Source organism: Streptomyces sp. NPDC054840 (assembly GCF_053611065.1).
In genome coordinates, this window is record NZ_JBSGZP010000508.1 from 1 (window position 1) to 5,500 (window position 5,500).

Annotated in this window: 7 protein-coding genes; 4 read left to right on the forward strand and 3 right to left on the reverse strand. The window is 72.4% G+C overall.

Annotated features, from left to right (window positions below; all coding sequences use genetic code 11):
- The first annotated feature begins 285 nt into the window (after nt 1-285).
- On the forward strand, nt 286-1,032 hold the full coding sequence (locus ACWGIU_RS28115) for an ABC transporter permease (protein ID WP_453710375.1): 747 nt from the start codon (nt 286-288) through the stop codon (nt 1,030-1,032).
- Here the strand turns inward: ACWGIU_RS28115 and ACWGIU_RS28120 are convergent.
- Nucleotides 1,007-1,612, reverse strand: a complete 606-nt coding sequence (locus ACWGIU_RS28120; RefSeq protein WP_453710377.1) for a hypothetical protein — start codon at nt 1,610-1,612, stop codon at nt 1,007-1,009. The genes ACWGIU_RS28115 and ACWGIU_RS28120 overlap by 26 nt on opposite strands.
- A 563-nt stretch (nt 1,613-2,175) precedes the next feature.
- Between ACWGIU_RS28120 and ACWGIU_RS28125 the strand changes: the two genes are divergently transcribed.
- Entirely contained in the window at nt 2,176-3,138 is a 963-nt protein-coding gene (locus ACWGIU_RS28125) for a nucleoside hydrolase (protein ID WP_453710379.1), read from the forward strand.
- Nucleotides 3,139-3,203: 65 nt separating this feature from the next.
- Here ACWGIU_RS28125 and ACWGIU_RS28130 read toward each other — a convergent pair whose 3' ends face one another.
- Both ACWGIU_RS28130 and ACWGIU_RS28135 read right to left on the reverse strand, forming a co-directional pair.
- Nucleotides 3,204-3,809 (reverse strand): hypothetical protein, encoded by a 606-nt coding sequence (locus ACWGIU_RS28130; protein ID WP_453710380.1) that lies wholly within the window; start codon nt 3,807-3,809, stop codon nt 3,204-3,206.
- A gap of 59 nt (nt 3,810-3,868) precedes the next feature.
- Nucleotides 3,869-4,279 (reverse strand): DUF5763 domain-containing protein, encoded by a 411-nt coding sequence (locus tag ACWGIU_RS28135; RefSeq protein ID WP_453710382.1) that lies wholly within the window; start codon nt 4,277-4,279, stop codon nt 3,869-3,871.
- A gap of 266 nt (nt 4,280-4,545) precedes the next feature.
- On the opposite strand from ACWGIU_RS28135, the gene ACWGIU_RS28140 reads away from it, so the two are divergent.
- Together ACWGIU_RS28140 and ACWGIU_RS28145 are read left to right on the forward strand one after the other, a co-directional pair.
- The gene (locus tag ACWGIU_RS28140; protein ID WP_453710383.1) at nt 4,546-4,803 is read left to right on the forward strand and encodes a hypothetical protein; all 258 of its coding nucleotides are present in this window, start codon (nt 4,546-4,548) and stop codon (nt 4,801-4,803) included.
- Nucleotides 4,804-4,998: 195 nt separating this feature from the next.
- Nucleotides 4,999-5,500: NAD(P)/FAD-dependent oxidoreductase (locus ACWGIU_RS28145; protein ID WP_453710385.1), on the forward strand; the 502-nt coding region annotated here is incomplete at its 3' end.

Here is a 5,500-nt window from a genome sequence, read left to right on the forward strand (position 1 = left end):
ATGGTCCGTCGGGTAGTTGTGTGCTGCTGAACAACGCGGCTTTCGACACGGTGCGGGAGCCCGGCAAGAACCTGATCCGCCGGGCGCGCATCGAGCGAGTCGGCTGAGCGACCGAAGCTACGGCGGGGCACGGGGCATGCCCGCCCCGCCGTAGCACCGGCCGCCGACTCCACCCGCGCGGTTGCGGTGACGCGTGGCCGAGTGGACAGGGACGGACAGGACTGGACCGTCATCGCCCCTGCCGGGCATGGAAAGTGGACACCGTCCGCGTCGAGTCTGTGCGCCATGAACCTTGAACGCACGAAGGGCGCGCCCGCCGCCCCACCCAGCCAGAGGGCCGCACTCGCGGCCCTGGCCGCAGCGCAGGTCACCGTGATGCCGGCCACCTCGACCGTGAACGAGGCGCTGCCGAAGATTCGTTCCGGCGAGGTCGACAACCGTGCGGCCTACCTCAGCTTCGGGCTCGCCTACGTACTCGGCCACGGCGCCGCCGCAGCCGGCCACGGCCCCGCCCCCTTGCTCGCCCTGCCCGGCTGGCTGCCCATGACGCTCCTCGGCGCCGGGCTCGTGATCGGCATCGTGCTGACCACCATGGCCGCCCTGCGGGCCCAGCTCGGGGCCACCCCGCCGGAGATCCTGTCCGCCCGGCTGCTCGGCGCCGCCTGGATCGCCGCCTTCGCCGCCCTGTTCCTCGCCATCACCGGCCTCACGTCCGTACTCGAACAGCCGGAGCTCCAGTCCGTCCTCTGGCCCGCAGGCTCCGGCCTGATCGTCGGCCTGCTCTACCTCGCCGAAGGCGCAGTACGCCGTAACCTGCTGCACTACGGCCTCGGCAGCTGGCTCGCCCTGACCTCCACCGCGGCACTCTGGCTCGCCACCCCCGGCCTCTACTGGGCCCTCGCTGTCGCGGGCGGCGGTGCCTACCTCCTCGCCGCGGCCCTCGAACACCGCCGCCTCCACTCCCTCACGGGACGCCCCCGCGACCGTGGGCCTGCTCCTCCGCCCGTCAGGGCCGCAAGCCGGCCCGCCTGAGGGCGACCTCGGAGAGATCGGCGATGACCTGCCGGTCCCCGCGCCGCCAAGCGTCGGCGAGACCGCCCTCGGGCGCGGGGAGCGCGGCGAGGTCGCCCAGCCGGCCGGTCAGGGCCCGCAGGGCGAGCAGGTCGGCACCTCCCGGCGCGTCGAGGAGGCGCAGCATGATCACGCTGCGCCGGATCCAGAGCAGGCGGGCAGGGAGCCACAGCAGCAGTACGACGGCCACCGGGCCGACGATCAGAGCCAGTGTGGTCAGGGTGGCTACCTGGCTGACGGCGTCCTGGAGCGATTGTCCGGCGTCGGCGATCCCGGTACTGGCGTCGGCAGCGGACTGCAGCGGCTTCTTCAGGAGATCGCCGACGAACGGCACGTTCGAGGCCGCGTCGCCGGCGTTGCCGAGCTCGGTGGCGAGGCTGTCACCCGAACTTTCGACCCTCCGGCCGGGCTCGGCCAGCAGCATGATGGCTTCGTGGACGGTGAGGGCGAACCACACGGCGGCGGCCATGAGGCCCACGGCGATCAGGTCCGCGAGGATCTGGCGGTTCCGACGTGCTGGAGTCTGTGCGTAGAGGCGCATCGGCGGGCTCCCGTTCGGGTCAGACGTCGAGGAGGACCGGCCCCGCCAGGTGAGGCTCGGCCGGTCGTTCGACCGTACGCCGGACTCCACCTTCGCACCGGTCTCTGTGGACGAACGTCCGCGAGAGTAGGTCCCGTCGGCTCCCGACACCGGCTGTCCCGATGGCACCGTCCGCGCCTCCGCACCCCCGCGAACTCGCGGGCTGCACCGTCGCAAGGGTGAACAGAGTGAGGGCCGCTACCTCCCGGGCGAGGTGGCGGCCCCTTCTCGTTCCTCGATCCGGCCCGGGACGCCGCGGCCCTGAAGACGCTTGCGCACCTGTCGCCCATCCGCCCTGATGGGGCCACCGCGGCAGCAGGCCCGGCCACCGCGAGCCACAGCGGGGTGGCCCCGTCGCCTCGGCCCCCCGTGGCGTGCCCTGCCCGTCACAGGAAGGCGCCGCTCCACGAGCTCGCCGGGGGGCTCGGCACGGTGCCCTCGCGGCCCGGCGGCGAGGCGGTGTGGTCGGGGCACCTGCCCGGAGGCAGACTGGAGCTCCACGCCCCCGCAGCGCCAGGAGTGACGTGCCCGTCCCGATCATCATCGACTGCGATCCCGGCCATGACGACGCCCTCGCGATCATGCTGGCCGCCGCGGACCCGGCGGTGGACCTGCTCGCCATCACCACGGTCGCGGGCAACCAGACCCTCGACAAGACCACCCTCAACGCCCGTCGGGTCTGCACGGTCGCCGGGATCACGGACGTCCCCGTCGCGGCAGGTTGCGACCGGCCGCTCGTCCAGCCGCTCGGCGTGGCCGCCGACGTGCACGGGGTCAGCGGACTGGACGGGCCGATGTTCCCGGCCCCCACGGTGGATGTCGTTGCGGAGCATGCCGTGGACCTCATCCACCGGCTGCTGGCCGAGCACCCCGAGCCGGTCACCCTCGTTCCGACCGCGCCGCTGACCAACATCGCCCTCCTGCTGATGCGGTACCCGCAGGACGCCTCCCGCATCCGCGAGATCGTCCTGATGGGCGGTTCGACGGAGCGGGGAAACCGGACCCCGGCCGCTGAGTTCAACATCCTCACCGACCCGGAGGCCGCGGACATCGTCTTCCGCTCGGGAGTGCCGGTCACCATGTGCGGGCTCAACGTCACGCACCAGGCACTGGCCACCCACGAGGTGGTCGCCCGCTTCGTGGCCCTGGGGACGCCCCTGGGACAGACCTGCGCGGACCTGCTGACCTATTTCGCATCCACGTACCGCACGTTGTGGGGGTTCTCCAGCCCGCCGCTGCACGACCCGGTGGCGGTGGCCCGGGTCATCGATCCCGGGCTGGTGCACTGCGTGGACGCCCAGGTCTCCGTGGAGTTGCACGGCCGGTACACGCGCGGCGCCACGGTGGTGGACCTGCACCGCTCCACGGGCCGCCCGGTGAACGCGCGCGTGGCCACAGCCTTGGAGACCGGCCCGTTCTGGGACCGCATGGTCGCCGCCGTCGCGGCTCTCGGCGCGCGTGCCCACGGGCAACCGCCGCCCTGCTGACGACCGCCGCCCTGCTCGTCCGCGGACCGCGCCGCCTCCTCACGGCGACCGCCGAACCTCCCCTGTCAGAAGGGGGGTTGCCAGCTGCCCCAGTGCGTCACGTGGCCGGGCGGGGGCCAGGATCCCGATGCACCTGCCCGGGGCCACAGGCGGCCCACCCATTCGCACTCCGGGATCGCGCCTTCCCAGTCGTCGGTGCACCGGTCGGCCCAGGCCCGGCCCACCATGACCGGCCGGGTCACCACGCTGCCGGCGACCTCCTGCAGCCGCACCACCAGTCCGAGCCCGTCGGCTCCGGGGTTCCCCCGCGGACCGTAGGACACATCGGCCACCTCACAGGTGTGAGCGTGCCCCAGGAACCTTTCCAGGTCGGCCGGGACGCAGCCGGTCAACTGCCGTCCCCAGAGCGCGATCCGGGGTCCGTGGGCCGCGTCGGCCGCGACGCAGAACAACCGGCCGTCGGCGAAGTAGGCGTAGACGGCAGGCTTTGCACGGCCTGTTCCGAACTCCACGCCGAGCGTCCCCCGAGACGAGGGGTCGGCCTGGAACCGACGTAGCGCGGTCATGTCCGGGAGCGCTGAGGCGACTTCCGCGAAAGGCATGCCGAACCACAGCGGTCCGACGCCCTCCAGGGGCATCAGCTCCCAGTCCCACCGCGCCGGCCGTCTCACGGCATCACGCGGGGGATCACGGTGGGGAAGGCCCGACCTCCCGAGCAGGAGCTGCGCACTCAGCCGAGGTTGATGGTGCGGGCCACGAACGCCTGCGACAACGGTGTCGGACCCAGCTCTCCGGCGGTCGCGGTCGCGCTCCCGGTTGCGCTTCCGGTCCCGGTCCCGGGAGGTGAGGTGTACTCCTCGGACTCCTCGACCGCGGGCTCCTCGACGGCGAAGAGGGATCCGGCTCCGGTCGGCTCGTAGAACCTGACGAGGTCCAGGGCCGCCTCGACGGAGGCCTGTTGCTGTCCCTCGTGCCGCTCGCACGGACCGCCACCCGTCGAGATCACGCACGGCTTGCCCTTGGCGTTCAGTACCCGGCACCGAACCACCGGATCATGCACGTGGCACAAGCCCGACGGTCGCGCCTCGACCTGGCACCGCTCGCCCTTCTTCGTCGCCGCACGGCACTGATTCACGATCATGACCCCCAAGGCTACTCGGCTCGCACCGGCTCCCGGTCCCGGGGGAGTGCGCCTGCACCCGGTGGTGGTCCATGCCGGGGCGGGGGGCGTGTGCGTCGGTCGACAGCCGCTCCGGAACCGCGGAGGGCGGGGCGTCGCGGACCTGGGCCGGTGAGGTGAACCTGTACGTCGGATGGCGGCGGGGCGGGTGGCAGCAGTGGCAGTCCGCCCTGGCGGACCGGAGGCTCGTTTCCGCAGACCAGCACACGAGGAAAGGCCAGCAGCCCATGCCGCATGCCAAGGAGGAGGGCGTCGCCGCACGCCCGATCGCTACGGTCGATCAGTATCGGAGCCGAGCCGGACACCTCCGGACCGCGATCAGGCGGACCAACCTGCTCCCGGCGTTCTTGGTACTCACGGTCATGATGGTGGCCCTGTGGCTGACGGGTATGCCGTTCCTCCAAGCCCTCACGATTTCCACCGCAGTGAAGATCGCGGTGGCCCTGCTCGAGCTCCGGCGGCTGCCAGACCCTGGCGGCAACTGACGGGGGCCTGCCCCAGCCCCTGGTCATTGCCCCACCGCACCCACTCCCGCGGTGCCGGCATGCCCCCGGGCAGGGGATGGACGCCGGGAAGTGAGGCGGGGGACACCGTGAATGCGAGGCGCTGTCCGCGTGCATGGAACGGCCTGCCGGGGAAGGCGTGCGGGAGACCCGTACACCTGAGAAGGGACGGACACCATGGCACGACCGAGGATCGTGGTCGTCGGCGCGGGCTTCGCCGGCGTCTCCTGCGTACGCCGCCTGGAGCGGACACTGTCACCCGGGGAGGCGGAGATCCTGCTGGTCACTCCGTTCTCCTACCAGCTCTACCTGCCCCTCCTGCCGCAGGTGGCCTCCGGAGTGCTCACCCCCCAGTCCGTGGCGGTGTCGCTGCGCCGCAGCCGCCGCCACCGGACCCGGATCGTGCCCGGCGGGGCCGTGGGCGTCGACACCCGGGCCAAGGTCTGCGTCATCCGGAAGATCACCGGGGAGTTGGTGGACCAGCCGTACGACCACCTGGTGCTCGCGCCGGGGAGCGTCACCCGCACCTTCGACATCCCGGGCCTTGCGGAGCACGGTCGCGGCATGAAGACGCTGGCCGAGGCCGCCCACCTCCGCGACCACGTGATCGCCCAGCTCGACCTGGCCGACGCGGCCGTACCAGGCTCGGCGGAGCGGGCCTCACGCCTCGGCTTCACCG